This window comes from Deinococcus budaensis, from assembly GCF_014201885.1.
In the GTDB taxonomy this organism is placed as follows: domain Bacteria; phylum Deinococcota; class Deinococci; order Deinococcales; family Deinococcaceae; genus Deinococcus; species Deinococcus budaensis.
Genome location: NZ_JACHFN010000005.1, coordinates 60,461 through 85,618, shown reverse-complemented (window position 1 = coordinate 85,618; position 25,158 = coordinate 60,461). Strand labels below are relative to the sequence as shown.

The window sequence follows — 25,158 nt, the reverse complement described above, 5'->3', positions numbered from 1 at the left end:
ATGACTCTCACGGCCGGGGTCCCAGGTACCGGTCATTGGGCCAGCACCGCCCCGCGGGAGCGTCCCGCACGGCGAAGGCGCCGCCGACCAGACCGGAGAACAGCACGACAAAGAGCACGAACCCCAGGTACCCTATGCCGATCAGAACGGTCAGGCCGACCGTGGACAGGGCGAGCAGAAGAGCCAGGGCGTACCGCATCAGGTCGAGCAGAACCAATGACAAGATCGTCAAGGTCAATGCGAAGCGAACTACGCCGGAGGTGGCAGCGCGATGCCTCAGCAGGGCATGCCAGCCCCCCCAGGGACGGAACAGCGGCTGTAGCGCAGAAGTAAGCGTGTGCGCTGGGGTGGGGCGGAGTGCCGGCACAACGAACCCCCGTTTTCTCCAATCGCATGGTGGAAGATGGCTGCGCGCATTTTCGTTGAACCAACCTGCCTCAGCTTGAACACCGGTCCAACTGGATGGCCGCGTCGTTCCTATGAATAGGGATCAGACAGGCCTCCGTTCCAGTTCGATGAGGCGTGACAGCAAGGTGAGGATGGGTGCTGGAGACGGGAGAAGTTGGCCCAGGTACACCAGATCGTCACTGACCGTGCGGAGCGTGGCGCAATCGGACTGGGTGAGCTGTTGCGGTGGACAGGACTCCAGCGCCTGCTGGAGGGACGTGGTGGCCTGCGCCCAGTCGTGCTGTCGGCAGCGCTGCACGGCGGCCAAATACAACGCCAGATGTGGGGACGACGTCATAGCCGGCTGCTCGAATGGGCGCCGCCTACTGTCGGCAAACGCGACCGGGCGCGGCCTGTTCCGATGGGAGAAACGTTCAAGCACCGCATAAAAAAATGCTAGGTGCGCCAGCGAAAACCGACACGACTTTGAGGCGACCACTTGATGAGAACCTCTTATTGAGAACGGCGTAAATCGGAGCTGGTCAACAGCACGGGCGAGCTCTATGACGTGCTCCACGGCGTCAGGCTCCTGGAGAAAATCGATTCGTACTTTGGCCGTCATCAATAGGTGGGGCTCCAGACCCTTCCTAGACCTAGATCCGCGAGTTGGTACGCGAAATACGCGGCGATGAAGGCTGCCCGGTACCGGTCCGAGCGGGTCAGCGCGTACCCGAGGTAAGCCAGTTGGGTGGCGAACGCGGCTACGGGGAGGAGCGTGTAGGCCGTGACGAAGAAGACCAGCAAACTCGCCTCGCGCAGCCACCGCCAGCGGGTGGAGAGCGGGCTGAGAAACACCAGGGCCATCCACCCCTCCATGACCCACGTCGCCCTCGTCAGGATGTCGGCCAGCATGCCCAAGCCAGGCGGCACGATGATCGAGGTGGACGCGGCCCCCGGTGCGGCGATGACCCTTTCGACGGCCGCCATATTCTCCGCCAACTGTGGGCCGGTCAGTTCGGTAAGGACCACGGCACTCTGACCTAGGGGAAGCGTGGCGCTCATCAGGTAGCGCATGGTGGCCCCACTCTGAAAATCCGCCGAAACCAGTTTCCAGATGCAGGCAAAGAGAAAGACGCCTCCCACCAGCCAACGGGCGCTCAGGGCGAGGACGCGCATCTGGTTCCTCGCGAAGCACGAGATGAGCAGCGCCAGCGTCCAGTAGAACTGCAAATAGATGTGGTTGCCGTGGAGATACCAGTTGAGGATGATCGACGATCCACCCACCAGACAGACCGCCAGCCAGAACTGCTCCCGCCTCACAACCTGCGGAAACAGGCACGCCAGGCTGAGCAGGACTGCGTTGAGGATGCTGTAGAACCAAGCGCCCTGCTCGTAGCGGACCATCACCACCAGCGTCATCGCGGAGATGGCCCAGAAGGGGTCAAGCGAGGCGCAGAGGCGGACATACGATCTAGCCCACTCGGCAGGGTTCACGGCTCACCTCCAGACGTTTCTCCATCCGCACGGTCGAAGTGTTCGCCTCGAACTTCTGCTCCCAGTACTCCAGCCGGATTCGCTTGGCGCCTATATTCTGGGACAGAAAGAGGTCGCTACAAGCCAAGTAGTCCGCGAAAGCGGTGACGTTGAACCTGGTCGGGTTGAGTCGCACATTCGTGACCCGCGTGGTGAGGCGGTCGTTCAGCTCGGCAGGTTGCCAATCGTCGCGTAGCACGTAGACCCTGAGATACCGCCCCGCCTCGTCGTTGATGTCGGCGTACATGCCGAAACCGCCCCCGCGCCACGAGGACACGGGCTCGTGGTGCCAGCGCCACAGGTGAACCACGGCCACAGCGCACAGGACAACCGCCGGAATCAGCGCGAGGTAGGGGTCCAGATCGCGTCGGGGAGTCATGTGCTGCCCACGGTATAGTAGGGTATGACCGCTTCGACGGCCGATTCCGTGGCCGAACTGGACTCCCAGGCTGCGGCGCTTTTGAGCGATCTGGAAGCCTTACACACGACTCCAGTGGATGCCAAGACGCTTCCTGACTGGCTGAGGAAGTACAGCCGCGTCAAGTGCAGAGTTCAGACCCTGTGGGCGGAGCGCCTCCTGGCGACTGAACGTAATTCGAATGACGCTCAGGCGCAGGCGATTTACAAGCATCTGATGGGGACCTGGATGCCAAAGCTGGAGGCGTACGAAGAGCCGTTGGACCGCGCAGTATTAAATGCGGGTGTAGCTAAACTCCAGCCCGGACTTGCGCGCAAATTGGTGGCCGAATTGGGGGGACAACACACGGAGGAACTGCGAGAGGCACTGGCCCAAGCGCGCCTTCTAAGCAGGCAGTACAACAGCATCACGACCAATCAAACGGTTGAATTGGCAGGAGGCAGCTTGCTTGCCCAGGAGGCAAGGAACCGGCTGAAATCCTCGACAGAGGCTGACGAACGTGAGGTCATCTGGAAGGCGATCAAGCGGTCCGACCTGGGCGTTTCTCGCGATTTAGACGCTCTGTTCGCCGAACTCCTGCGAGCACGGCAGCAGGTGGCTGTCCAGGCCGGAAGCGACAATTACGCCGAGCATGTCTGGCGGCAGACCAACCGGGAATACACCATCCAGGAGGCCGTGGAGTTCCTGGACGGCATGGCTGAGGTGTTCGCACCTTTGACCGCACAGGTAGACCACGACCGAGCGAAGAAGCTTGGGATAGGGCAGCTGAAGCCTTGGGATTTAACCGTCAAGTTGGAGCCTCCAGCAAGCAACACGCTTCGGGTGGAGGAGTACGTCGCAACTGCTCAACGGGTTCTGGATCACCTTGATCCTGCATTTGGTGCAGTGGTCCGTAAGCTGGAAGCCGAGGGAAGAATGGACCTCTTGCCACGTTTGGGCAAGGACACTGGCAACCTTTCAGTTCATCTCTTCGCTTACGGTACGTCTGAGGTGCTGTGTAGCGATACAGACGGGCTCATGGGCTTCGGAACGTTGTTACACGAGCTAGGTCATTCGGTTCACTCGCATTTCCTTTCCTCCAACCCTAACAACCTCGTTTGGGACTTCTACAATTTTATGGAGGTCCGCGAATTTTGTGCTTTCGTTTTCAATATATTGGGCGAATCTTATCTGTATAAGAATCTCAACCTGGGTTCAGACGAGCGGAGATGGTATGAACAGTCCCTGGCCGCAGGCTTTCTCTCTCGATTGCGGGATGTGGACGAGCGAGTGCGGATTGAGCTCTGGCTTTACCAGCAGACTCGGGACGTCACCATCGAAGAGATTGACGCCCACTACCTGACGCTGTATCACCGCCCTGTCGTGGACTGGTCGGCACATGAGGATATTCTCCGCAAGCGGTGGCAGAACCGATTCTTGTTTCTCCACAGTTTTTACAATATCGAGTATGCCATTGCCACGGTAGCCGCCCTGTTGTTCGTGCGCGCTTACCAAGAAGACGCGGCAGGCGCACTCGCGCGACTCAAAGCGGCCATGCGGATGGGCGCCACTGCGGGACCGACGGCGATTTTTGCTGAGGCTGGGATCGTGTTCCCTTTCTCGAGAAATCAACTCATTGTTGCTCGAGACGTGCTAAACGAATGGCTCAGCTAAAGGAGGAGTTATGTCGAAAAAGCTCGTAGGATATCTGCTCGTTCTAGGTATTGGTCTGGGAGTGGTCGCTGCGAATAGGGGGCTGGCGCAAGATGTCGTGCCCATTAATCAGAGTGCCTGCTGCGTGGACTACAGCCGTGACGACCGCACCCGCCAGAACCATTAAATAACGCGGCTCTCTATGGACGTTTTTAGTGTCGATCTGAATACAACACGACTCTTTCAAGAGTGGTATTTGGAAGAGCTTGAAGCAGGGGCGACGCCGAGCGAAGTTGTTGCAGCTCTAGGCGAGATGGACTCCACTCTGGCTACCATTCGCGCGCTTAGTGTGGCATATCAAGACCGTTTGCCGGAATACGAGGACTTATCCAAGCAGTGCCTCACGTCTGGAGATCTGCTTGCTGCGGAGATTGCGAAGGGGTATGCGGTGTTCCAGCGCTCGCTGGAAATATTGCGCCAAGGTGAACCTCACATGCGGGTTCGGATCTCTGAGATGAAGGGAGCGCTCACCTTAGCTCAACGACGTCTGGCTGCCCTGCCCCAATCCGACGTGGTGATCGAGGGTCAGGTCGGCATTATCATCCCGCTGTGTGTCCTGCTCCTTGAAGAACGCCAGTACGAGGACGCCATTGAGCTGGCCTCTCAAGGGTTGTTCCTGGCCGAGCAACTTCAGGCTCCCATCACCATTGCGCGTGCCCGCACGATGGTGATTTGTTGCAAGGCCAATGCCGGGCACACCGTTGCGACCATTCAGATGGTAGAGGACGACCGGCGCCAATCCCTCAGGTACGACGCACACTACGCGGACCTGGAGTTGGCTGCTGCCTTGTTTAGGCTTGGCAACTACGAGGAAGCCTCTTCGATTATGAGTGGCTTGGTAGCCAGGAGTGAAGGAGAACGTCGGGAACGGGCGCTCGAATACAGGCAACGCGTAGAGGCCATCTGGGGTGTCGGAGGTTTAGAGGGACCGACTTACGCCGTTGCTACAGGCTCCGCTCCCTCCCAATGGCTTACCGAAGTGACGCGTTCATTGATGCGGGCTTACGGTGTACCGCGCGAGGGCAAGGACGCCGAAGAACGTGCCCAGCATTTTTCGCAAGTTCTTGAGCAATGCCGGAGAGCAGAAGAGAACGGTCACCCTTGGCACGATTGGAAGCACCTCTTCGCGCAGTGGGCAATCGCGACCGCCCACCTGGGCCGTGGCGAGTTCGTCGATGCTGCGGGCGTGCTCGAACATGCCGAACAACCTAACCCTGAAGCGCTGGATATTCGGGTTCTGGTTTTAGGCTCGGCTCTGGAGTTGTCACTGAGCTGGCAGGCTCCGGAGGGGTTCTCGGTCGCGAGGTACGAGCATCTGCTGCGTCAAGCTTTCGCTGATGCCACCCGTATTCGGTATGCCTCGCCAGCAGGTCTAGCCCGGCTGCTCCAGCGCTGGCATCCCACCGCAGCGGCCTATCTCGCGCTCGCCCCTAATCCGGTCCTGGCCTGCGCGTCGGCCACGCGCTCGGTGATGAAAGTTGGGCAGCACAACTTCGTCGACGACCTGGGTATCCCACCGGTGTATGCCTGTGACTTGACGTTGAGGGCACTGGATTTCGACCTGCGTCGGGATTTCGCCTTTGTGCAGGGTGATCCCGGAGCCTCCCGCAAGAAGAAAAAGGACTTGTTGCAGACCTGTGGCACTGTCCCCGTCTGGCGGCTTCCGGTGTCGGCTGTCAAGCTCGCCTACGGGATGATGCGACACCAGAACCCGGAATATCAGGGGCGGGCGGAGTCCGTAATTCAGACCTACGGCATTCGGCCGATGACCAACGCGCTCTACCCCATGATCGGGGCATTGGACGACGTTGAGCGGTACACGAGGGAGCTGCTCGACGGCCACCTGACTGCGAAAGGCTTTGCCGCCAAAATGGGTGCCATCCGGCCCTGAGGAGGGCTTTCCGCCAGGAGGAGATCAAGAAGCCCTTTGTGTCGGTGGCTACCTGGTGCCGTCGTGTTGCTCTGTTCGTGCGTTCATGGAGGGCGGGCCTTTCTACCCAGCAACGTCTTTGGTACTGACGCCGCCGTCGCTTCACGGCAGTCGCTCGGGTTTCCGGCCGTCGAAGGTTAAAACACGGCCGCCTTGCCTCAGCTAGGCAGAAGTGGGGCGGTCCCCCCCGGACGGTAGAGCTGACTGGTACAGACCTGGCTTGCCTCCACCACGGTAAAGGTGTGGCGCCCTCCTGCGGGCAGCGTCTTCGCACGGTTCCACAGGCGCCCCCTGACGATCACGCGCTGGCCCCGGCCGATGTCGTGGGCTGCCAGCGGACCGTACGAACACACGTCCACCCAGTGGACCGCGTCCCGCACCTGATCGGGAACGGCGAGACTCACGCTCATTAGCTCGGTGTTGTTCTCGATCAGGCCACGCTGCGCTGCTCCTCCGGCCCGGCCGGACACCAGGACCTGCTGGTACCCGTTACGTAACCGGTAGCCCCCGCCGCCATCCTGAACCAGGTCGGCCGCTGGCCGCTCGATCTGGAGCACGCGGGACACCTTCACCTCCACCCTGGATTTGTGGGTGATCGAGTTTTTCGTCTGCCACAGCCGACCGGTCGCGGTCACCGCCGCTCCCTTGAGGATGTTCCCGGCGTACAGGGAATTCCGTTCGATCAGGCAGCGCTGGTAGAAGGCCATCTCGCGGACGTTTCCGTCGGAGAAGCAGACCAGTTCTTCACCCGCCACGACGAACGCGAGGCAGTCCCCGCGAGGTTCGGGCGACCGTGCCACACACCCGATCAGGTCCACAACACTTCCGAATTCAGCATGAGGTGGCATGGCTGCACGGTACGGTGCGGGTGGTTCCCCTGACAGCAAAAAGAAAACCCTTCAAGCTGAACCAACCGGTTCGGACTCAAAGGGCCGTGAAAGCAACAACGCTGCTTTCACTCACTGACGCCGTCAGTGATTCGCGGAACGCCACGGCAGGTGCGTGGTTCCGACATACTCGCCAGGCACCTTGGGGTGATGCCAGGCCATCTCCTCAGCGACGCGTTGGTCACTGTCGGGGAGAAAGTACGCGCGAGCCTGGAGGGCCGTGCCGTGAACCTGCAATGCCGCCCGAAGCTGGAAGGCAAGTGCGCGGTTGTAGGAACGTTCCAGGTTCTCTGCCAGCTCCATGATGCCACCGGGATCGGTGGGATCGTACGCGTCCGCGAAACCAAATTCCTTGGCCTCACGAAGTGCGCTGGTGAAGAGGCTCATGGGCACGAGCGATTCTTCGTCGTGTCCGGTGACCAAATCACCCTCCGCGTTGTGGTCCGTGAGCTGAACTGAACCCAGAGAGTCCAGCCAATCCAGCGCACGTTCCGAACGAGGATCGACCCGGGGGTCCTCGACGTGCAGCTCGCGCACTCTCGGGGAGAGGCGATCTGCTGCGGTCAGTCGAACCTTCCGCGTCTTGAACGACACCGTCAGGGTGGGTGTGCCAACTGGTCCCAGCGCTTCGGTCCGTTCTGCCGCAAGGATGCGGACAGTCTGGAACACGGCGTTTCTTACCTGCTCGAGGTAAGCGTTGCCTTCCGCGAAGGGGACAGCTCCACGCAGTGCGCCCCGCGTGCTCGGCGCGTCCATCTGACGCTTGATCAGGCCCTCTATCCATGGCCCGACCACCGCGTTCTCCAGAGCGAGGTCCGTGACCGCCTGGGTGAACACGCGGTCGGGATGGTGCTCTTTGACTCCAAGCTTCCAGACGAGCAGGGCCAGAGGTCGGAGAGAAATCCCTTCGACCAGCAGGAAGTCCTGGAAGGCCTTGAGGACGAGCAGCGGGCGGAGCAGGATGATGGTGCTGGACATGGGTGGGTCCTTTCCGCGCGGCCGAGTCACCTCAGCCGCGCGAGCGGTGAGGGCACGACAACGTGCGGAGAGGCTGCGTTTACGGGTCGCTGGAGGAACAATCAGTCGAAACGGTGTTCGTCGAACTCGGCGAGTTGGCGCTCTGTCTGGGCTTCAGTCAGCCCTTCCAGACACTCCTCGCAAAGGTTCAAACCCCTCCGCCCCGGCTGACCGCACTGCTCACATCGAAAGTGATGGTGCGCGTACAGGAACTCGCAGGCACGGAAAGCAGACAGGTAGAGCTGAAAAGCATCGGGCGCGGGCAACTTCTTGGGACCGGCCTGGGCTCCTCTTCGAGGTTCCCGGTGGGAAACTCGGTGCTCTGCATCATCCGTGGGCGGCAGGGCCGGGGTACGGGTTGCACGACGACGACCTCGAACTCCAGTCCGTAGACCGAGACGCGGGTGGCGGTCGAACCCGTCACCGCTGATTACGTGGAGATGCTTTGCCTGGACCCGAATAGGGCTCCTGGACACGTCAGTGTCCACGACCAGATCGACCAAACGCAAAACAACACTTTTCTGCCTCGGCGTCTCACGCCGCCGAGGGGGCGTGTGAGACGCTTGGGTTGAAGGTGCCGAATGACTCTGCCGAGTCAGCAGACCAGCCAGGCTGGTTCAGAGAACACCGGGGTAAGGGTGGGTTGCCCCCTTGTCAGTGTTCCTGCATTGTACGGAATTCTGGCTTGCTCCGTGGAACCTGTTCTCGGTAATGGGCCGGGGGCCCTCTGCGGTTCAGGTGCTTAGCAACCGTTCGACGCGCGTCGCGTCGATCACGAGGGTGCCGTTAACCTGCCGCAGCTCGCCGATCACCTGCACACCGTGTTCGAGCTGAAGAGAGCCGAGCCAGGGCAGGTGTTGCGGCGCCGTCAGGGCCAGCGTGGAGGGCAGGTCGGCCGCTTCGACAAGGAGTCGGACCCGCAACTCGCCCTGGCGCTCTTCCGGCCAACCGGAGACCCGACCGGAGACGTTGAACATGTTGAGTGGGGGGGTGCCGGGCATCACCAGGTCGAAGGCGGAGGCCACCAGCAGCCCGCCGTGTACGTGACCGACCTGGACGAACACGCTGCGGTCCGGGGCAAGCTGCCGCCTGGCCTTGTTCGCCAGCTCGTGCGTTACGAGCACGTCGAGCACGGAACGACCGGCGCAGATCGAAAAAAGAAGGCCGCCAGGTGACGTCAGCACCTGGGGTGTCGACGTGACCTGGCCGATCAATGATCCATGCAACATGGACCTGACTGTAGGGGCGAAGTGGTTACGGCGTGCCGCGGTGGCGGCGTGGGGCGAACCTCAGCGCTTGTGCGTGCGCCACAACACCACGATGGCGGTCCCCAGAAACGCCAGCGTGCTGACCGTCGTGACCGTGCAAAGGCTGCCGGTCGCTAAAGACACGGCCGAGCCGGCGAACAGGGCCAGCAATCCGAGCCCGAAGACGGCCACGACGCTCTGGACCTCGGTGCCCACCGGGACGGTCACGGCGAACAGCACCAGCAGGGCGAGCGGCACCAGGATGGGCTGGATGAAGGCGAGGAAGGCCAGCGCCACGGCGGGCAGGAGCAGACGGACGCGCCCCTTAATAGGAGCAGGACGGCGGAGTCCGGTGATCAGCATACGTTCCTCCTGGGAGTCAGAACTTGCCGGACCAGCCTAGGAGTGGGTGCAGGAGGTTGGCACCTCAGTATGACGGCCTCAGTCCGCAGCGTATGGGTCGAAGATGAAGGGCCAGGCGTCACCATCAGGGCATCCCACTTGTCCCACCTTTGTGCTGTTGGAGCGCGTCCGGAGGCACGTCCCCGGCTCATGACGGGCGTGGCTTCTCGACGCCTTGATCAGCCTGTGGCGTGGTCACCCGTATGTCTATGTGTCCAGCGATGGTGCCTTACCATTCCCGGATGGCCTGCCGGGCGCGCTTCACGCCGACGCGCACATATCCGCGCGTGGTGTTCACGTTCGCGTGGCCCAGCACCTCCGCCACCGCCACGAAGTCCCCCAGCGCCTCGTACAGCCGACTCCCCATGTACTTGCGGAAGGCGTGAAACCCCCGGAAGTCGTTCCCACCGTCCCGTCGCGCGAACAGCGGCCGCACGTGGTACGCCGCTCCCTGCCAGGTTCGGTACGGGAAGATGAAGTCCTCCCGGTGCCGCCGAGTCCGGATAACCCCCCGATAGGCATGCAGCGCGTCGGCCAAGCGCGGGCTGATCGGCACCACCCGGCTCTTGCGCCCCTTGCCCGACTGCACGACGAGGTGCGGCTCGTCGTCCCCAGCGTCCACGTCCGGCCAGCGCAGGCTGAGGGCCTCGTCGATGCGCAATCCCGAGTGAGTGAGGACCAGCAGCAGCGCCCAGACCTCCAGTTGCCGGGAGCGCTTTGCTGGTGTCTCTGCCTCCCCGTAGGCTTCCCGGGCTCGGGTCAGCACCCGGGTGACCAGGCTCTCGGTGTAAGGCGCGTTCTTCTCCAGGGGGTGACGGCGGTCACGGGGGAGGCGCACGTCCTCGAAGGGAACAGCCTTCGTGGCGCCCGCCCAACGCAGGGCCTTATACAAGGTGATCCCGGCCGCCACTCGGGCCTGCACGGTGCTGATCGACTTGCCGGAAGCGATCAGATCGCCCACCCACGTCTGGGCGTCCTCACGCTCGGGAGAGAGCACGGTCCAGGCCTGGTTGGTCATGTGGTCCACGAGTTGCCGCACCCCGGTGCGGTAGCTGAGCAGGGTGTGGCGGCTGATCAGGACGCCCGGCTGCGCGTGCTGGGTTAGGTACGCCTCAACCAGCGACCAGAGCGCCTCGGCGTCCTTTTCGGCGCAGGCCTGCACCGCGCGGCGGCGGCGCTCGTCGGGGTGGAGTGACACCCACGCGCGGGCGCGGCCCTGCAGGTCCTGGCGCACCAGGTCGAGGGACAAGCCCGTCATGCTCGCGGCCTCCGGAGGTGCCGCGCAAGGACGGCTTCCAGGACGGAGCCTGGAACGTCGCGCTGTCCCTCCTCCCAGGCGTCGAACAGGACCCGCGCCAGGTCGCGGATGGCGGGGAGCAGGGTGGGGTCGGTGGCGAGCCGTTCCGCCTCCCGCCGCTGTGCCTCTGGGTCCAGACCGTTCTCGGCGAAAGCGGAGAGCAGTTCCTCGACCCGCAGGGCGTCGGTGCCTTGCAGCGCCACGTCCTGGCGCATGTGCGCCTGGCCGTAGCCCCCCTCGTACCCGGGGGTGTGCAGCGGCCCGGCGAGGAGGCAGGCGAGTTCGAGGAGGGCCTCGTGCGCGTTCCCGGGCCAGGTGTCGGGGAGTTCGCGTACCACGGCGGCGAACTGGTCGAAGCCGGGCACCGGGATCTCCTGCGGGTCGAAGGTCACCCGGACGAGGCAGATCTGCGAGGCTGGCGTCAGGGCGTAGTACGCGGCGGCGTGGCCCGCCTCGTGGTGCATAAGGGTGATGGCTTCCACCAGGTCGAGGAGTTCGGCCGCCAGGGTGGCCGCTCGTTCGGGCGTCTCTGCTTGGTGAATCCGACGTGCGAGGTCGCGCAGCCGATTCGTGACAGGATGATCCTCGAAGTGGGGGTGACGGCTGAGAAAGTCCGGGAGTCCGGCGGCGACGGCGAGGGGGGCGTGGGCATGCCGGGTCAAGCCACGCAGACGGGGGTGCAACGCTGGAGCCACCTAGGAATCTTACAATAACTATCCTTATTGGAAAAACCAACGACCGCTTGAGGAGCGGCCAGCAACCCTCCGCCTGGGTCGCTTCGCGGGGTCAACCCCCGGGGTTAACAGGGGCCACGCGGCCCCTCCTGACCTATACAACCGGCTTGCGCCCTAGCCCTCATTGTTCAGAAACAGAATAAGGCTACTGCTCTTTACCATCACCATAAGAGAGGTGCATAAAACGTCGTCCCAGACGAAGCGAAAATCGCTCGCCCACAGGAAGGCCAGGAAGGGGCTTCCGGCAAGTCTTGAGGGGTTTCGCCTCACGTTGCCCCTTCACTCTCCCTGGACCAGCTCCAGACAGAGTTCTCGACATGGGTGGATGCCCGGACGGCTGACTTCTATCGGGAAGCCGCGAGCGCTGGACGCACCGTCCACGGCGCCTATATCGTCGCCCACTGTCCGGCTCGGCTCCTCGGGGGTCGCCGGACTGCCGTTGACCTGCGAGAAGCCGCCCGGCAGGCGGAGCGGCCCAACACCGGCTGGCCGATGGGGTTGGTGGTGGAGCATTTCCGGGACCCCGAGGACTCCACCCGATCCCTTCCGGAGGGCATCCGCACGGTGATCGGGCGGAACGACGTCGACCACTTCGACGACTGGTCCCTAACCTCGGACGGCAGCTACTTCCTGGGCCGCTTCTTTCAGGAAGATACGCGGTCCCAGGAACCGGGCCACGTGTTGTATTTCGACACCCACATCTGGCGTATGGCCGAGGCCTTTGATCATGGCCTCGCCTTGTACAAGGCCTTGGCAGTCGAGGGCAGCCGCGAACTGCTGTTCGAACTGCGGTACGAGGGTTTGGAGGGCCGTCTGCTGTCCTCGTCCAACCACCGCTACGGCGTGGGCGGTGGACGCGCGACACAGGCCCAGGTGCAATTCTCGGGGGTCTACACGCTGGACGAACTGGTAGCCGACTTTGAGAACATCGTGTTCGTGGCGGCCCGACAGATTTTTTCCGTCTTCGGCTTCTTCGATCTTCAGCGCCCCGCCTTCGATGCCCAGGTACAGGCCTACCGGAACTCAAGGGTTCGGTAGGCCGAGCCGGAGGGCCAGCCGTCTACCGCTTCACGGGTTCAGTCGGTTGTTGCAACGGGAGAGTGCGGAGCTCCGGTTGTTGGAGGCGTTGCAGTAGGCTGGGTTGACCTTCCGGACGCCGGACGACGTGGGGACGCGGACCGAGGCGCAGGGCCTCCGCCACGGCATCGACATACTCGTTGTCAATGTCCCTCAGTTCCGGGTCGCGTTCCATACACCTCAGAGTATTACAGGATGAGGCGGCAGAAACGACCACCCGCGTACATTCGGGTGGCTTCCCGCGGTCTGGGCGCGAACAGCGTGCTGAAGTACAGCTCCGGAACCAGACGCGGCAGGAGCAGTTCCCCGCCCGGAACAGGCAGGGCGTCCTTCCCCGCGACGGTCAGGCCCACAATGACGTCCCGTTCGGCCAGCACCCCCTGGTCGGCCAGGAACGCCTGGGGGACCGTGACGTTCAGGGACAGCGCGTGATACGGCTCGTAGTCGCCATACGAGCAGTACAGGCTGAACCCGAAGGGGCGCTCGGGAGTCAGGGCCAGCAGCACCACCAGGCGGGCCAGCGCCGCGTAGCGCCCGGGCGTGTCCACAGGACCCGGATCGAAGGCCGCCCGCTCCGCCTCACTGAGTCCGATCAGCCCCACTAGGTGCTGCATGGTCGCCGTGGAAGCGGCTTGCAGGTGTGCCACCTCGTCCGAATTTTGGCCGTGTTTCTCGAAATGCGCGTTCAGGGTGGTCCAGAAGGGCCGCAAGTCGGCCGCCGGCTCTAGTTCCTCGGCAAAGCCCTGTAAGAGCGTGGCCGTCGCGCCCGTCTGGGTGGGGAGGTGGCCGATGACCGTCCGCGCCTCGAACCGCAGGAGGTCCTGAGCAGCGGGTGTCTCCTGCCGGTCACGGCGGTAGAGCCCCTCCATCAAGGACACCGGCTTTTCCACGGGAACGCTCCCATGTCCCAGCAGGCCCATGTGCCAGGGTCGCCAGAACCCGGCGGGGTACAGCTCAAGCCAGCGGGGGTGACGCCGCCTCAGGGTCAGGCTACTCAGCAGGCGGGCGGGAGCGGGCGTCACAGGTAGAACTCCAGGGCGCTGCGTGACCACTGCCGCCAGGCCCGATGGGTCGGTGTGTACCGTTCCGCCAGCGCCCAGCCCACCAGCACGTACCGGTGCCGCCGTTCCGCAACCAGGATCTCGCTGCCTGGCTCGTCGTCCCCCTGGTCCTCCCGGTCGTCCACTCGGCCCCGCCGGTAGACGGCCGGGTCCACATGCACCTGTTCCGGCCCGACGACGATGATGGGGCGCTGGGTGGCCTTCCGGTAGGGTCCGTGCTCCAGGATCCGCTGCTTGAAGCGCCGCACCTCTCTCGGGTCGATGGCGACCACCGCGTACCCTTCCCGCCTGTCCACCGAGACCAGTTCCTCCGGGGACGGGATGAAGGGTGGGCGCCAGTGCACCCGCTGGGGGACGGCAGCTCCCATGTACAGGGCAAGGGTTTCCTCCACGGCGGCCTCGTACGCTTCCTGACCTTCGTACTCTTCGGGCCGGGTCATGGTGCGGAGGGGTGAATCGAAGGTCTGGGCCTGCGCGAGCCAGGTGTTGAGCTGATGAATTTCATCTTCCGGTAACTGGGTGCCGCTGTGCAGGGCGCGCTGGCAGGCTTCCCTCACCCGGTTCCGAGGTCCGCTGTAGAGGAACCGCGGATGGGTGCTCAGCGCGGACCAGCGTCGCCGGGCCCGGTCGGGGTCGTCCTGCCACTCCCGGTGGTAGAGGGCCAGGTCCTGCAACCGGGCGAGCTGATCCTGCTCGTGCTTGTTTGGCGTGAGGGTGTCGATGCCGTCCAACAAGGTGAGATGAGGTTCCGGCCGGGGGACATGGGCGAGCACCATCCCCCGAATCCGGCGGATCGCCTCCTCGGTGGAGATGTCGTCTTTGAGCCTCAGCTTGCTCAAGAGGCCCCGGCGCGCCGCGCGGACATCACCGGCGTGCTGCCTCAACCGGGCCGCACTTTCCCCGTACAGCTTCTCCATGCAGTCGAGGCCGACGTGCCGTTCCTCGAGGGTGTCGTTATCCCGGATGATGACCAGCTCCTTGGCCTGCTTGGGACGCCCGCACCCATCGCAGCGGGTTTTCTGGACGTACACCACCTGCCAGATGGCGGTGTAGTCTCCCGCGGCCAGCAGGGCCTCCCCTGGGGTACGCAACGCCTCTTCCGTGAGCCGGAAGTTGAGCGGAAGCTGAAGTGGCGTCTTCGAGACCACATCGGGTCGGGTGAGGGGCGGAAGGGAGTCATCGATCATGCTCCCGCCCATCGTACACCGGGGGATTCTGTTGGAGACGTAAGGACTTGGAGTACGCACGCGCTGTTAGGCAACGCCTGGATGGAACGCCATATCCGTCATCCCAACGGTTCGTGGGGGTGGGGCGTTCTTTCCCTACGGTCAAGCCTGCCGAGGAACTGAATCAGCGCCTCGTTCCCGTCGAAGGTGTGGCGCCCCAGCGGTCTTGGAGGACATTGGCCTGAACCGTGAGCAGCGGCGGGGGTGGCTCAGGCACGGCCTTCTCCCCTGCCCTGGGCCAGGACCGCTTCGCCGAGCGGGGTGAGTTCCCGTCTTGGAGTCCACCAGCCGCGGCGCTGGAAGAGCCACATCTCATCCGGAGCGGCGGGGTACTTCCCGGCGGTGACGTCGGCGAGGACCCGGGCCAGGGCCAGCTCCCGCCTGCGGCTCAGGGCGGGCCCGGTGAGGCGGAAGGTGAACACCAGTCCCAGAACGGCGCCACCCAAGCCGAGGAGGAAGACCGCGACCGGCAGGCTGGAGATCGGCAGCCTGCCGTAAACCACCAGCGCGAGCACGCCGCCAATCAGGAGAGCGGCCGCCGCGAGGTATAGGACGAGCCATAGTGCACCGTGCCGCCAGGGAGAGGAGGGTGGGGAAGCCATAAGCGCAGTGTCCGCGCTGTCTGGTTCCCCCCTCCTCATACGAAGGGAGTTCAGTGAGGAACGGGAAGGTGTGCGGCACGTCCGTCAGGAACGAGGTTACCTCGGAGCATCGAGCGCTCCTGCTCGCCCTGCCCGGTGGGGCGGGCACCAGGTCCCCAGACGTTCACGACGCCCAGGCAGGAGACCGAGGTGCCTGCAAGGTGCAGGAAGTGCGCCGCGCAGCAAGTGACCACCGTGCCCGTGCGCTTAGTGCCCGCCGAACCGCCCTGAAGACGCGAGTGCTCGCTCGGGTTATGGTGGACGGGTACTTCGCCGTCATCGTCGGCCGCTCCAGCGACCTGTCCTCCACCCTGGAGTGGTTGTACGAACTGGAGTCCTGGGGCCGCGACGTACCCCGTAAGCTTTCCCGCGCCCACCCGTCGAACCTGACCGGTGGTTGTGTGAACCGGAGCTGTCAATGCGAGGACGGACGCGTCATCCACTGAGGGGCCCCATGCAGAACGGCCCTCTGTTCACTGGTGAGGACCCGTCAATCATGCCGAGCCGTGCCCGCACACCTTCACGTCCAGATGGTGTCGAGTTCTATGCGGTGTGCGTCCTGCAACCCGAAGAAACTTCTTCCCGTGACGAGAACCTGGAACTCGTGCGTGGGCGCCTGCTTCCTTAAACGAACGAACGGTTCGACCACGAATTGCTCCCGCTCATCGCGGGTCATCTGCGTGTCCTCGAATTTTGCTGGCATGTCCAGGATGAGCAGGCCCGGGTACCGGTAAGGCGCCCACGGGGACAAGCGCAACAGGGCGTAGTTGTACGCGACGAGAAAGAAGAGGGACATCGTCCCCCCCAACTTCCTCCACGACTTCTCCCCGACATTGATGGTGAACCCCCGTTCCCGCAGGAGCACATTCACCCTCTCCTGCGTCCAGGCGTCCGGGTTCGCGCGCGCAACTTCGCCCTTCAAGTAGAAGTTCATGCCGTTCGCCAGTTCGTTAGCGGCTTCTTCGAAGTCGACGGTGGCCACCCGTCGCTCCAGTTCCCGTTCCAGTTCATCCCGTTGGGTTTGCAGGCGCTCCGTCTCCTCAATGAGTTCCTGTCTCAGGCCCAGGACCGACCTGAGGCGTTCCAGTTGCCGCTCACGCTCGTGCAGGCGCCCCATCTGATTGTCGATGCGGCTGAGTTCAGGCGGCACGATCGCGGCGGTCGCCCGCTGGATGGGGCGCAGACTGGCGGCGACCTCCTCGAACTCCTCGCGCAGGCGACGCGCCTGCCGCTGGTGGGCGGCGACCTCCTCCTCGGCGTACCGCACGAGGCCATCCGCTTCCTCCGCCTCGGCCTGCAACTGGGCGAACTCGAACTCGACCCGCTGGCGACTGGCCTCCTCATCCAGCGGCGACTCGTCCGGCTGCTTGCACATGTAACAGTGCCCGGCAGGAGTGTCTCTCGGGTTCACCGCGCGGTCGCAGACCGGGCAGTGCGTGGCCCTGAGGTCTGCGAGAACGCTGCCAGCCGCCTGCGCCCGCTGCATCCGGCCCAGTTCGTCCGCCACGCTCTGGGCGTACGCCTGAAGTTCGTGCAGCCGCTGCTCTGCCTGCTGCTGCTGGTCCGCCAGCTGCTGCCGCGCGACCTGCACGTCCTCCCACCGCTTCGACAACCGGTCTACCTCGGCGGCGCCGTCCCACGGCACCTGTTCCCGAGCGGAGCGCAGGACGTCTTCGCGTTCCGCCGTGAGGCGGTCGCGCTCCTCTTTCAACTGGGCCTGAGCGGCGTCGATGGACCCGCCGGTGAGGTTCAATCCCAGGTTCTCCGCGTCGATGAGTTCCTGGGACACGCGTTGCAGGAGCTTCGCGAACTGCTCCTTGGTCGTCTCGATCGCGCCGAGCTGCTTGTTGAGGTTGACGACCTCGCTGTACGTCTCGGAGTACACGTGTTCAGCGATGCCGAGGAAGTACAGCAGGCAGGCGTGCTGCGTGCCCTCGGGTTGCCGGGCCGCGAGGTCCGACCAGGAATCCTGACGGCGGTAGATGTGCCGGTACAGCTCGCGCCAGCTCAGTAACGGCCACTTGCGCGAGGCGTACGGGTTGCCCGAGGGAAAGTGAACCAGCGGCAGGTCGAGCAGCGACAGGAAACGCGAGGAGAACTCGTCGGTGCCGACGGCTTCGCCGTTGATGTACACCTTGGTGCGGCCACCCTTTTCCTTCCAGCGGCGCTCCAGCAGGAATTCCTCCCCGCCGATCTCCACCAGCGCCTCAATCCGCTCGTACTTCTCGGCCAGGTCCTCGTCGAACGCCTGCTCGGGAGAGCCGGGGTCGCCCCAGAGGTAGTCCAGCATGCGTAACCACTGGGTCTTGCCCGTGTTGGGCGGCCCCACGAGCACATTCACACCCCGCTGGAAGTGAAGCTGGTCGTACGGACCGGACTCGGGGTAGCGCGCGAGGCGCTTGATGAACAATGTTTTGTGCGACATCAGCGGATGACCTCACCGAGCTTCTTCTGCCCGACCTCCCGGTCGAACACCTCATAGATCAGTCTCTTCAAGGCAGAGCCGGCGCGACCGCCGAAGGCCTTTTTCACCTGTTGCATCTGCTGCACCATCTCCTCAAAGGCCCTGTCTCCGGCGAGACGCTTCGCCGCCTCCCGGCCGATGCCGGTGAGTTCGAAGCGGTACGCGTTGCCCTCTTTCCGCACCTGAATCAATCCACACCCCTCCAGGTAGGGCAGAACCCGGTAGTACCGTTTGTCCCAGGGGCCGTAGTGGTGCCGAATCATACTGGACTCCACAGTCTGCGTCGCGGAGCGCGCGTTCTGACCCTCGCGCGCCACCGCCTCGTTGAAAAATTGCGGGTAGCGGACGAAAAAGTCGAGCTTCGCGAGCTTGGTGAGGCCGTCAATGCGGCCGGCCGTGCCGCACAGGTGCAGCAGCAACAGCAGGCGCGCCGCGTGGAATTCCAACAGGTCGTCGGCGGCGAGCGAACGCCCAGCCGGCAGGTCTCCCAGGCGCCGGATGGATCTCATGGCCCGGCCTTACGAAAACGAAAGACGCAGCGGTCGGCGAGGTTGTACATGAAGCCGGTGAGGTACGACGGGAGGCCGGTCCCCGGCTCACCCAGGCGTTGGGCGATACCCTGGAGGATGTCATCGCATTGCGCCAGGAACTCAGGACCTTCCGTGAGGTTGCCCCGGTCCAGCTCGACGTTCAGCCGCGTGAGGGCCCGCTGCGCCTCCGCCTCGGCAAGCGGGGCGTCGAAGGTGTTCAGGTACCCCGGGTTCCGGCGGCGCATCAGGTAGTACATCTGCTGCTCGCGCGCCGTCACCTGGTAGTGACCGAGGCCTCCCAGGTCCAGCTTCTGGCGCAGCAACATGCCCTTTCCGGCGGCGCCGGGGAACCGGGCGCGGTCCACGACCTCCTGAAGCCACTGCGAGCAGGCGTCCCGCGTCAAGCGTTTCGCAAGGGGATTGACGTCGAAGGGCGCCTTGGCCGCCTCGTACACCTTTCCGACGAGTTGCCGGTACAGTTCAGCGCGCTGGTCGGGAAATAGCACCACGGCCCGCAGTTCGAGCAGACGGTCCAACTTCAACAGGTTCCTGTCCTGAACCGCGTCCCCAGAGTACATGACCTGCCACACCACGTTGCTCATCCAGAAGGTGGCGTCACGTCCGTTTGTGGAGGTGAACCCGGCGACGTGTGCGGTGATGCGCTGCTGCAAGGAGCAGTAGGCGGGATCGGCTGCCGCGCGCCCTGGTGCGTCGAGGGGCAAACTCAGGAGGGCCAGTTCCTTGTCGACAGGGCCAGCGGTCACCACCCGGAAGCCGCAGGGTTCGTGCCCAGCGTCGTTCGCGAGCGACTTTTCCAAAATGGACGTGCCGGGCTGGTGCACGATCTTTCCGCTGACCTTTACCGTCTTTCGTCGGCACAGGTCGGTGACGCTCCAGTGCTTGCCCAGGTCGTTGCTCTTGGCCTGGACGAACTCATACGTCTCATGTCCGTTCCGATCGTGGACCAGGGTGACGTCATCTAGCGTCTCACACCACACCTCGACCAGGTCGCCGCCCAGCAGCATGTCCAGGCAGTAACCGGCGGTAACGTGATCCTGAAAATCAAACCCCTTCCGGGCTTCCTCGCCGCCGTACTCGCGTGGGGTGAGATCACGGTATGAACGGCGTGCTGGTGTGTTCGTCAACGCGGGCTCTCCATGGACGCAGGGGCTCCGAACGGTGGGGACCTCCCACCATCCTTCCTTTTCTGTTCGTGGGTCGAGCCTAGCAGGCAGGAGACGAGCCGGGGTGCAGAAGTGACGAGGGGTGAAGTCGGCGGGTAGCCCCCAACCGGGGGCTTTTGCTGTGGCCGCATTGAGAAAGACGCGAATCCACTGTGGCGGGCCTTGAGCAGGGGCGATAGCCTGCCGACGGCGTAGTTTTCACAAATTTGCACAACTGTAAATGAAGGTAAAGGGAATCAGTCCATCCCCCTCTCCTTGCCCTTCATCGAGTCAAGATGTGCGGCCAACCGCGCGACTGGGCGCCTCAGCCCGACGGCACCACTTGATTCTCGCGCTCCTGACCCAGCCAAGCGTGCAGCACCTGCGCGGCGCGCTCCTCCTGATTGGCGTGACCCGGCAGGTATGCGGTCAGGCCGCCGCCCACCACCTCGAAACGGACATGCAGATCGTCCAGCAGGGCGAGGAGAGCCCGGAGCGTGACACCCTGTGGCGTCGGCCACCCCGTCGAGCAGGTCGGCGGGGCGCCTGAGAGCAGGGTATGCCACAGGCCAGGCGTTTACGCTCCGCTATACAGAAAGCGTGACGGAACGGAACCCATTCTTCAACGCCGTGGACGAGGTGTTGGCTGCCCTCCAAGCGCACGCGGCACAGCCGCACCCTACCTTACGGGGACGGCCGTTCCAAGAGCGCCGCGCTGAAAGCGTCGAGCATCTCGCGGTGACTGCGGGCGTGTGGGAGGACCTGATCGCCAAGCTCTTGCCCTGCGACCGCGCCGCCCTCATCTACGTTGCTCAGCTCTGTCGTGCCCATGGCGGCCTCGTCGCGCGGCGCGTAGTGGCGGCTCTGGGGTCATCAAGGGGAAATGGCCTCGTCGGGATTTTGCTGAGCGCGCTGGCGCTGGCGACCACCTGGAACGTGGTGCGGGGCTGGCTGCCTGCCATCCCCTCGTGGGTCTTCGTCGCGCTTTTTATCTGCTCAATGTACGGCGTGCTGTACGCCGGAAGTGGCCTGATCAGCGGCGGGCACGCTACGAGCCGCCTGCTCTATTACGCCGATGCTCTCGACGCGGCGGTCCAATTACAGGGGGCACTGGACTCCCAGGGTCAATCCAGTGAGGCGGTCGGGGCCAGCTGAGCGCCACAGGGAGCCTTGCTTTGAGAGGTGGGTGAGGCTGGCGGACTTGCCACCTCTGCGGTGGGCACTTCCTCTAGCGCCTCGCGCAGCAGCTGAATCAGCTCGGCATTGGCGGCGTCATGAAGGGCGCGGTCGGACATGCGGAGCAGAGTACGTCGCTCAGGCAAGGTCCGTGCCCGCAGATGAGCGTTCGAGGTTCAGCGCCAGCAGGCGGGACAGCACCTCATCTTCGGTGAGAGTCCAGTCCCAGCCGTAGGCGGCGGCGACGGCCGTGTCGAGGTGGTCATGCGCGGTCGCCAGGGCGGCGACGGGATGGGTCGCGTCCGACTCTACACGTAGCCCCGCGACAGCGTTGTACAGACCCGTCAATGTCGCTTTCGGGTCCTGCCCCAGCAGATGCTCACGCAACTGCACGACGTACCGCGCCCACTTCTCGACCTCCGCGCGGTGGTCTTCAACCGGACGGGGGAAGGGGAACGTCTCGAAGCACGTCGAGGGTGTGTAGCGGAGGTCGTTGCCGACGCCCATGTACGTGCCCTGCGCCCTGGCCCAGACGCGGTGAAAGATGGAAGCTAGCACCCCGAAAGTGAAGTCGTCGTCACGGGCCACCGCCACGACCTGGGTGTCCGGCAGGGTGCCTGCAGGTAGCCAGACTGGGAGGAGATGTTTGGCGACCCTAGGGATGCCGATGAATCGGCTGAAGGGGGCTGTCCTCCGCTTCAGGGCTGCGCCAGATTCGCCGAGGCGCCACCAATACACCCGCCGACCCTCACGCCCGTTGTTCAACCGTGCAGGCTGGACGTATTGCTCGACATATTCAAACGGAGCCAGGTACTGCCGGGCCTCTTGTTCCGTCATCAGATCAAAATCAATGATCCACTTCCCGCTCGGGCGCCGGGTCAGGTCTGCGCAGCAGAGAAGCATTGACGCCCAGGTCGCGGGCCGTGCCGGAAAGATTGCCGCTGGTTTGGGCCAGTTGGACGGCGTCTCGCTTGAACTCGGCGCTGTGGGTTCTGCGGTCGGTCATGATGGTGCCTCCTATCTTCGAGGCTTATCTCCATCTACGCCGTATCGGGTCACCCGCAGTGAGGGGGTTGTTTGGGCCGGGTGCTCTGTACCGGACATCTTGCCTTCAAACTGCGCCTGGCACGTGAAATGGCATGCTCAGCAGCCTGATCAGCCCTGGTAATTCGGGCAGATTCCACCGCAGGGCATTGCACAGCTGCTCTGCGCCGTACCGCACCAGGCTCATGGCCGGGCGGCCATGAGCCTTCACCTTGATCGGGACGTGCGCCTGGAGCCATACGCCCACCCGCAGGCAACTGACCCAGGCCAGTATGACCAGCCCGAACAGCCGTTCCAGTCGGTCTGGTCGAGTGATGCCGGTCCGCTCCAGGTCAAACCCGCGCACCTTGAGGCTGGCGAACGTGCACTCCACCGACCAGCGCGCCCGGTACAGGACGCAGGTGTCCCAGACGCTGAAATCCGTGGCGATCGCCACCAGGTCCCCCGCGGGGGACCTGGTGGCCACGACCTGCATCACCTCCCCGTACACGTTGGCCCGCTCGGCGAGGCACCGCACTTCTCCGACCTTCAGATCACCGAACCACGCATCCACACGCAACTCGTCGACCACGGCGTTCTTCCTGATACGGATGGCGCGCTTGATGCCCTTCCGTCTCAAGAACCGGAACCACTCGCCGCCGATGAACTCCCGGTCGGCGACGAGGCCCTTCCAGCGGGCCGCTGGAAGGGCCTTCAGGAGTCGTGAGACCAGCTGGATCCGCCGGACCGTACCGCTGTTGCCGTCGTGATCCAGGGCAGTCCAGACGAGTGGCACCGTGTAGCCGTGCAGGACGACGCCAAGCACCAGGAGATTCAGGGGCGACTCGCCGCGCTCCCACGTCGTGCGGTCCATGCTGAGCAGCAATTTCCCTGGGGGCAGCAGGGCCAGGAGGAAGGCCAGGAAGACGGACTCGGTGAGCTGAGGATCCCGGTACCCTCGTTCCACCCGGCGTCTCTTCGCGTCGAGGGAGCTGACTCCGGGCAGGTGGGCGCACAGGTCACTCTGGTTCACGCTTCGGGCCGTCACCATCGCGAAGATCAAGTCCACGACACGCTGCAGCGTGTCGTGGCGCAGGAAGGGCACGCAGGCTTTGAAGTGGCGGGTGAGTTCGATACGCTGGAGATCGGCGGGTTTTGGGATGGTCACACACTCAAAACACCGCCGTTTGTCGTGCCACTTCGCGACCGATCACACGTTCAGAGATTTTCCGTCCAGCACAGCTTCAACCTGAAGATGTCCGGTACAGAGGGCCGGGTGCATACCGCCTCGCGCGAAATGCGTGCAACGCGCCTATTTGTTCTCATTACGTGAACTGGGGTGGGGGTTGGCTCGGGGATGGGTGGGTTGTTGAGAGGCCTTGGGGTTAGCGGATGAGGAGCAACCGGATGGGGCGCTGGCGCGGCCATTTTTGCACCTACCACTTAACCACCGTTAATAGACACACCCCTTCCCGCCCCAGCCCAGGCTTATGCTGTACCGCACCTATGGAATCGCAGAAGAACATGCCTGATCAGCTGCTTTTGTCAATGTCGGTCTGATCCTCCATCCCGATGATGTCGGGAAACCTCGGGTCCTCCATCAGCTCACACCTGGAGTAGCTGCTCGAGGACACCGGGACAGCGCAGCGCGAACTTCCCGAGCGGCCGAGCCTGAGCATTCAAACGCACAGGGTTTTCCTGTGGCACAGTCATTTCGCTCGGCGAGCCGACGAGATGGAGTTGTGAAAAGGGGACGCATGGGACACCTGGTGGCTCACGCTCAGGCCGCAGGCGCACGCATCGTGATGTCTCGGCACAAGCACATTCCTATGGTGACGTTGGACCAAGGGGTTTGGGTTATCAATCCGGGCGCTCTCGCGTCCGGGACAGCGTTCACTGCTCAGTCCCTTTGCACGGTAGCCCGGATGCGTCTTGCGCTAGGGGTCCCGCCTGAAGTCACCCATTGGGGTCTGGGGAAGACTCCGCAGCCGGTGGGTGTTTCCCTGGATTGGTCAGCTGGTTTTGCTGCTTCATGTGCAGCATCCTGCGTCCTGACCTGGAGCGTGTCGAAGCGGTTGTTCGTCAGAAGTTTTCGTCTGATGTGCCTCATGCCGAGCAACTCAATGCGGCGTACTTCCGGGCGGCTCACCGCGTGTAGGTGGGTGAAGTTCCGGCGCTTTCATGGGACATGCTAGAGCGAGAGCTGAGGGTGGATGCTGCGATTCCTCACGTGCTGAATCAGCACCTGGAGCGGAGGTTGGGGGGAGGGGTAGGGAGGAGGGGGCAGAGAAGGCAGTCTGTCTAATAACGGTGATTAACTGCTACATTCGGGCATGGACCTTCTCGATGAACGCGCCACCAAGATTCGGGATGCCCTGACCCAATCTCGCCTCGACGAACTCCTCCCCCACGTCCGCGACCAGCTCCCAGTTCCCCCCAACACCGCATTCACGCTGCTGAGCCTCATCTTCAAACAGGCAGCTACGGACGGAATCGACCTCCTCTCTCCCCCAGACGAGTTCCACGCCTGGCTCCTTCAGGTCGCCCGCCTCAATCACCGTGGTCCAGAGGCCAAACCCAACACCATTCGCCTGCGGCTTTCTCTCCTTAGCAACATCTACAATCAGGCCATTCAGGCTAGGGTCCTCACCCATAATCCACTGGACGGCATCCAGCGTCCTCCCAACGAACGCGCTGGGGCTCCCCTTATCACCCGCGAACAAGTCGCGGCCCTGCACCGCGTCACCCGGAGCGACCCTGCGCTGCACGCCGCCCTGGTGCTGATCGACGAACACGCCTACCGGGTCCGTGAGCTGCTGCTCTTGCAGTGGGACGACTTCGATATGGGCACTGGAGACGCCCTGCGGCCCCATACAGTCACGCGTCTCAGTGACGTGGCACTCCAGGCGCTGCAAGCCCTGCACCGGGACGCGGGGGGTCTCTTTGCGCGTGGCAAGGTCTTCCCTTACAAGATCGAGCGCGACCTGCGAGCCGCCCTGCACTCGGCCTGCCGCAAAGCCGGTGTCCCGTATGCCCCGCCTGGTGACCTGCGCCGCGCTTCCCTGCGCGACCATGTGCACTCCACCCACAGCGCGGGCTTCAGCGCCCAAGGGGGCAACACCAACTTGGAGAGAGCGACACGCCTTGCCCAGGGGGTGGCAACAGCACTCGAGAGAGAGCCGAGCTGAAAGGGGCAACAGGATCCAGGCTTTCGCAAGGCAACCAGCGCCTGCCATCCCTAAGGCAATACCCC

General features: G+C 63.7%; 25 protein-coding genes and 1 pseudogene. 7 read left to right on the top strand and 19 right to left on the bottom strand.

The features are described 5' to 3' along the window. Positions 1 to 7: 7 nt before the first annotated feature. The 4 genes from HNQ09_RS07995 to HNQ09_RS07980 all read right to left on the bottom strand — a co-directional run bounded on the left by HNQ09_RS07995 (position 8) and on the right by HNQ09_RS07980 (position 2,299). The gene (locus tag HNQ09_RS07995) at positions 8 to 238 is read right to left on the bottom strand and encodes a hypothetical protein (protein ID WP_184027700.1); all 231 of its coding nucleotides are present in this window, start codon (positions 236 to 238) and stop codon (positions 8 to 10) included. A 252-nt stretch (positions 239 to 490) separates the two neighbouring features. Then, entirely contained in the window at positions 491 to 745 is a 255-nt protein-coding gene (locus HNQ09_RS07990) for a hypothetical protein (RefSeq protein ID WP_184027697.1), read from the bottom strand. Between the two features lie 263 nt (positions 746 to 1,008). Next, positions 1,009 to 1,881, bottom strand: coding sequence for a hypothetical protein (locus HNQ09_RS07985; RefSeq protein ID WP_184027694.1), 873 nt, complete (start codon positions 1,879 to 1,881; stop codon positions 1,009 to 1,011). Continuing rightward, a complete protein-coding gene (locus HNQ09_RS07980; protein ID WP_184027691.1) occupies positions 1,859 to 2,299 on the bottom strand; it encodes a hypothetical protein in 441 nt (146 codons plus the stop codon). The genes HNQ09_RS07985 and HNQ09_RS07980 overlap by 23 nt, the downstream gene beginning before the upstream one ends. A gap of 24 nt (positions 2,300 to 2,323) precedes the next feature. Here HNQ09_RS07980 and HNQ09_RS07975 point away from each other — a divergent pair, with 24 nt between their 5' ends. Further along, the gene (locus tag HNQ09_RS07975; protein ID WP_184027688.1) at positions 2,324 to 3,991 is read left to right on the top strand and encodes a M3 family metallopeptidase; all 1,668 of its coding nucleotides are present in this window, start codon (positions 2,324 to 2,326) and stop codon (positions 3,989 to 3,991) included. 181 nt (positions 3,992 to 4,172) lie between these two features. Next, complete coding sequence (locus tag HNQ09_RS07970; RefSeq protein WP_184027685.1) at positions 4,173 to 5,921, top strand: hypothetical protein; 1,749 nt, start codon at positions 4,173 to 4,175, stop codon at positions 5,919 to 5,921. A gap of 197 nt (positions 5,922 to 6,118) precedes the next feature. Here the strand turns inward: HNQ09_RS07970 and HNQ09_RS07965 are convergent, their stop codons facing one another. From HNQ09_RS07965 to HNQ09_RS07940, 6 genes are all read right to left on the bottom strand, one after another. Further along, positions 6,119 to 6,808, bottom strand: coding sequence for a single stranded DNA-binding domain-containing protein (locus tag HNQ09_RS07965; RefSeq protein ID WP_184027682.1), 690 nt, complete (start codon positions 6,806 to 6,808; stop codon positions 6,119 to 6,121). 123 nt (positions 6,809 to 6,931) lie between these two features. Further along, positions 6,932 to 7,825, bottom strand: coding sequence for a hypothetical protein (locus HNQ09_RS07960; RefSeq protein WP_184027679.1), 894 nt, complete (start codon positions 7,823 to 7,825; stop codon positions 6,932 to 6,934). A gap of 773 nt (positions 7,826 to 8,598) precedes the next feature. Then, a complete protein-coding gene (locus HNQ09_RS07955) occupies positions 8,599 to 8,988 on the bottom strand; it encodes a hypothetical protein (protein WP_184027676.1) in 390 nt (129 codons plus the stop codon). Between the two features lie 165 nt (positions 8,989 to 9,153). Continuing rightward, a complete protein-coding gene (locus tag HNQ09_RS07950; protein ID WP_184027674.1) occupies positions 9,154 to 9,474 on the bottom strand; it encodes a hypothetical protein in 321 nt (106 codons plus the stop codon). Positions 9,475 to 9,742: 268 nt separating this feature from the next. Then, entirely contained in the window at positions 9,743 to 10,771 is a 1,029-nt protein-coding gene (locus HNQ09_RS07945; protein WP_184027672.1) for a tyrosine-type recombinase/integrase, read from the bottom strand. After that, positions 10,768 to 11,505 (bottom strand): hypothetical protein, encoded by a 738-nt coding sequence (locus tag HNQ09_RS07940; protein ID WP_184027670.1) that lies wholly within the window; start codon positions 11,503 to 11,505, stop codon positions 10,768 to 10,770. The genes HNQ09_RS07945 and HNQ09_RS07940 overlap by 4 nt, the downstream gene beginning before the upstream one ends. Before the next feature lie 360 nt (positions 11,506 to 11,865). On the opposite strand from HNQ09_RS07940, the gene HNQ09_RS07935 reads away from it, so the two are divergent. After that, complete coding sequence (locus HNQ09_RS07935; protein ID WP_184027668.1) at positions 11,866 to 12,582, top strand: hypothetical protein; 717 nt, start codon at positions 11,866 to 11,868, stop codon at positions 12,580 to 12,582. A gap of 227 nt (positions 12,583 to 12,809) precedes the next feature. On the opposite strand, the gene HNQ09_RS07930 is transcribed toward HNQ09_RS07935, so the two are convergent. The 6 genes from HNQ09_RS07930 to HNQ09_RS07905 form a co-directional block, all read right to left on the bottom strand. Beyond that, positions 12,810 to 13,643, bottom strand: coding sequence for a hypothetical protein (locus HNQ09_RS07930; protein WP_184027666.1), 834 nt, complete (start codon positions 13,641 to 13,643; stop codon positions 12,810 to 12,812). Continuing rightward, a complete protein-coding gene (locus HNQ09_RS07925; RefSeq protein WP_184027664.1) occupies positions 13,640 to 14,869 on the bottom strand; it encodes a hypothetical protein in 1,230 nt (409 codons plus the stop codon). Before HNQ09_RS07925 ends, HNQ09_RS07930 begins: the two co-directional genes overlap by 4 nt. Before the next feature lie 248 nt (positions 14,870 to 15,117). Next, positions 15,118 to 15,423 (bottom strand): hypothetical protein, encoded by a 306-nt coding sequence (locus HNQ09_RS07920; protein WP_184027661.1) that lies wholly within the window; start codon positions 15,421 to 15,423, stop codon positions 15,118 to 15,120. Positions 15,424 to 16,069: 646 nt separating this feature from the next. Next, entirely contained in the window at positions 16,070 to 17,974 is a 1,905-nt protein-coding gene (locus tag HNQ09_RS07915; RefSeq protein ID WP_184027659.1) for a hypothetical protein, read from the bottom strand. After that, on the bottom strand, positions 17,974 to 18,522 hold the full coding sequence (locus HNQ09_RS07910; RefSeq protein WP_184027657.1) for a hypothetical protein: 549 nt from the start codon (positions 18,520 to 18,522) through the stop codon (positions 17,974 to 17,976). The genes HNQ09_RS07915 and HNQ09_RS07910 overlap by 1 nt, the downstream gene beginning before the upstream one ends. Further along, positions 18,519 to 19,688 (bottom strand): dsDNA nuclease domain-containing protein, encoded by a 1,170-nt coding sequence (locus HNQ09_RS07905; protein WP_184027655.1) that lies wholly within the window; start codon positions 19,686 to 19,688, stop codon positions 18,519 to 18,521. Before HNQ09_RS07905 ends, HNQ09_RS07910 begins: the two co-directional genes overlap by 4 nt. Before the next feature lie 361 nt (positions 19,689 to 20,049). On the opposite strand from HNQ09_RS07905, the gene HNQ09_RS07900 reads away from it, so the two are divergent. Both HNQ09_RS07900 and HNQ09_RS07895 read left to right on the top strand, forming a co-directional pair. Next, positions 20,050 to 20,256 (top strand): hypothetical protein, encoded by a 207-nt coding sequence (locus HNQ09_RS07900; protein ID WP_184027653.1) that lies wholly within the window; start codon positions 20,050 to 20,052, stop codon positions 20,254 to 20,256. Positions 20,257 to 20,306: 50 nt separating this feature from the next. Beyond that, complete coding sequence (locus HNQ09_RS07895) at positions 20,307 to 20,861, top strand: hypothetical protein (RefSeq protein WP_184027651.1); 555 nt, start codon at positions 20,307 to 20,309, stop codon at positions 20,859 to 20,861. Positions 20,862 to 21,020: 159 nt separating this feature from the next. Here the strand turns inward: HNQ09_RS07895 and HNQ09_RS19250 are convergent, their stop codons facing one another. The 3 genes and pseudogenes from HNQ09_RS19250 to HNQ09_RS07880 form a co-directional block, all read right to left on the bottom strand. Then, a complete protein-coding gene (locus HNQ09_RS19250) occupies positions 21,021 to 21,719 on the bottom strand; it encodes a type IIL restriction-modification enzyme MmeI (protein WP_343057673.1) in 699 nt (232 codons plus the stop codon). A gap of 46 nt (positions 21,720 to 21,765) precedes the next feature. Continuing rightward, a pseudogene (locus tag HNQ09_RS07885) lies at positions 21,766 to 21,888 on the bottom strand (transposase); the annotation flags it as partial. Between the two features lie 105 nt (positions 21,889 to 21,993). Further along, positions 21,994 to 22,956, bottom strand: coding sequence for an IS4 family transposase (locus HNQ09_RS07880; RefSeq protein WP_184028118.1), 963 nt, complete (start codon positions 22,954 to 22,956; stop codon positions 21,994 to 21,996). A gap of 505 nt (positions 22,957 to 23,461) precedes the next feature. On the opposite strand from HNQ09_RS07880, the gene HNQ09_RS19315 reads away from it, so the two are divergent. Together HNQ09_RS19315 and HNQ09_RS07875 are read left to right on the top strand one after the other, a co-directional pair. Next, the gene (locus HNQ09_RS19315) at positions 23,462 to 24,100 is read left to right on the top strand and encodes a metallophosphoesterase family protein (RefSeq protein WP_425485872.1); all 639 of its coding nucleotides are present in this window, start codon (positions 23,462 to 23,464) and stop codon (positions 24,098 to 24,100) included. Positions 24,101 to 24,238: 138 nt separating this feature from the next. Then, entirely contained in the window at positions 24,239 to 25,093 is an 855-nt protein-coding gene (locus HNQ09_RS07875; protein ID WP_184027647.1) for a hypothetical protein, read from the top strand. Positions 25,094 to 25,158: the final 65 nt, after the last annotated feature.

Excerpts from the sequence above, each read along its gene's own strand:
- HNQ09_RS07960 (WP_184027679.1), bottom strand. The coding sequence starts at position 7,825 with ATGTCCAGCACCATCATCCTGCTCCGCCCGCTGCTCGTCCTCAAGGCC.
- HNQ09_RS19250 (WP_343057673.1), bottom strand. The coding sequence starts at position 21,719 with ATGACGGAACAAGAGGCCCGGCAGTACCTGGCTCCGTTTGAATATGTC.
- HNQ09_RS07880 (WP_184028118.1), bottom strand. The coding sequence starts at position 22,956 with ATGGTGACGGCCCGAAGCGTGAACCAGAGTGACCTGTGCGCCCACCTG.
- HNQ09_RS07910 (WP_184027657.1), bottom strand. The coding sequence starts at position 18,522 with ATGAGATCCATCCGGCGCCTGGGAGACCTGCCGGCTGGGCGTTCGCTC.
- HNQ09_RS07975 (WP_184027688.1), top strand. The coding sequence starts at position 2,324 with ATGACCGCTTCGACGGCCGATTCCGTGGCCGAACTGGACTCCCAGGCT.
- HNQ09_RS07875 (WP_184027647.1), top strand. The coding sequence starts at position 24,239 with ATGGACCTTCTCGATGAACGCGCCACCAAGATTCGGGATGCCCTGACC.
- HNQ09_RS07965 (WP_184027682.1), bottom strand. The coding sequence starts at position 6,808 with ATGCCACCTCATGCTGAATTCGGAAGTGTTGTGGACCTGATCGGGTGT.
- HNQ09_RS07945 (WP_184027672.1), bottom strand. The coding sequence starts at position 10,771 with ATGACGGGCTTGTCCCTCGACCTGGTGCGCCAGGACCTGCAGGGCCGC.
- HNQ09_RS07980 (WP_184027691.1), bottom strand. The coding sequence starts at position 2,299 with ATGACTCCCCGACGCGATCTGGACCCCTACCTCGCGCTGATTCCGGCG.
- HNQ09_RS07950 (WP_184027674.1), bottom strand. The coding sequence starts at position 9,474 with ATGCTGATCACCGGACTCCGCCGTCCTGCTCCTATTAAGGGGCGCGTC.
- HNQ09_RS07915 (WP_184027659.1), bottom strand. The coding sequence starts at position 17,974 with ATGTCGCACAAAACATTGTTCATCAAGCGCCTCGCGCGCTACCCCGAG.
- HNQ09_RS07990 (WP_184027697.1), bottom strand. The coding sequence starts at position 745 with ATGACGTCGTCCCCACATCTGGCGTTGTATTTGGCCGCCGTGCAGCGC.
- HNQ09_RS07970 (WP_184027685.1), top strand. The coding sequence starts at position 4,173 with ATGGACGTTTTTAGTGTCGATCTGAATACAACACGACTCTTTCAAGAG.
- HNQ09_RS07925 (WP_184027664.1), bottom strand. The coding sequence starts at position 14,869 with ATGATCGATGACTCCCTTCCGCCCCTCACCCGACCCGATGTGGTCTCG.